The following is a 1,330-nucleotide window of genomic DNA, read 5'->3' as shown; positions in this document are numbered from 1 at the left end:
GGGGCTGAAATCGGTGCCGGCCGCCCAGGCCGGCGTCTTCACGGTGTTCCTGCCCGTCAGCGCCGCCGTCGCATCGCCCCCGAAGCCCCCCAGGATCACGTTGAAGAACGAGCGGTTCATCGCCTTGCACATGATGTAGGAGAGGATCGCGCCCGAGCTGCCGACCAGCGAACCGGCGATGATCAGCATGCTGTTGTTCAGCGAAAAGCCGATGCCCGCCGCCGCCCAGCCCGAATAGCTGTTGAGCATGGACACCACCACCGGCATGTCGGCGCCGCCGATCGGGATGATGATCAGCACGCCGAGCACGAAGGCCAGCGCCAGCATCGCGAAGAAGGCGCCCCAGTGCTCGGTCGCCATGAAGGCCAGGCCCAGCCCCACGGTCGCCAGGCCCAGCACCAGGTTCAGCAGGTGCTGGCCGGCAAACACCACCGGCGCACCCTGGAACAGGCGGAACTTGTACTTGCCCGAGAGCTTGCCGAAGGCGATCACCGAGCCGCTGAAGGTGATGGCGCCGATGGCCGCGCCGAGGAACAGCTCCAGCCGGTTGCCGTAGGGAATGGGCGTGCGCACCGCCGGGTCGGCGCCGTGCGGCGGCGTGATGCCGAAGGCCCAGGGCTCGGCCACCGCGGCGATGGCGATGAACACCGCCGCCAGCCCGATCATGCTGTGCATGAAGGCCACCAGCTCGGGCATCTTGGTCATTTCCACGCGCTGGGCCATCAGCGTGCCGGCGGCGCCGCCCACCACCAGCCCCAGCAGCACCCACGACAACCCCAGGGCCGAGCCCGCCAGCGTGACGATCAGCGCCGCCGTCGTCACGACGGCAATGCCCATGCCGGCCATGCCGAACAGGTTGCCGCGGATCGAGGTGGTGGGGTGCGACAGGCCCTTGAGTGCCTGGATGAAGCACACGCTGGCCACCAGGTACAGCAGCGTGACGAGGTTCATGTCCATGGTCGCGCCCCTTTCAGTGGGAATTGCCGGCCGGGGTCTTGCGTTCCTTCTTGCGGAACATCTCCAGCATCCGGCGCGTGACCAGGAAGCCACCGAAGACGTTCACCGCCGCCAGCGCCACCGCCAGCACGCCCATGCTGCGCCCGAGCGTGGTCTCGGTCAGCGCCGCCGCCAGCATGGCGCCCACGATGACGATCGCCGAGATCGCGTTGGTCACGGCCATCAGCGGCGTGTGCAGCGCCGGCGTCACGTTCCAGACCACGTGGTAGCCCACGTAGATGGACAGCACGAAGATGATCAGGTTGATCAGGGTGGGCGAGACCGATTCCATCGCGGGGCTCCTGGCTGAAGGGCGGGGACTGTCGGCGCTGGC

Annotated in this window: 2 protein-coding genes; both read right to left on the bottom strand. The window is 68.0% G+C overall.

Annotated features, from left to right (window positions below; translation table 11 throughout):
- Window positions 1-957, bottom strand: a 957-nt coding sequence (locus tag A612_RS05105) for an NAD(P)(+) transhydrogenase (Re/Si-specific) subunit beta (protein ID WP_019373461.1), incomplete at its 3' end; no start/stop codon positions are given.
- Window positions 958-970: 13 nt separating this feature from the next.
- On the bottom strand, window positions 971-1,288 hold the full coding sequence (locus tag A612_RS05100) for an NAD(P) transhydrogenase subunit alpha part 2 (RefSeq protein ID WP_019373460.1): 318 nt from the start codon (window positions 1,286-1,288) through the stop codon (window positions 971-973).
- Window positions 1,289-1,330 lie beyond the last annotated feature (42 nt).

This window comes from Melaminivora alkalimesophila (assembly GCF_000282995.1).
GTDB classification, from domain to species: domain Bacteria; phylum Pseudomonadota; class Gammaproteobacteria; order Burkholderiales; family Burkholderiaceae_C; genus Melaminivora; species Melaminivora alkalimesophila.
Note: the sequence above shows the minus strand (reverse complement) of the source record. Positions and strands in the feature narration are given on the sequence as shown.

Excerpts from the sequence above, each read along its gene's own strand:
- A612_RS05100 (WP_019373460.1), bottom strand. The coding sequence starts at position 1,288 with ATGGAATCGGTCTCGCCCACCCTGATCAACCTGATCATCTTCGTGCTG.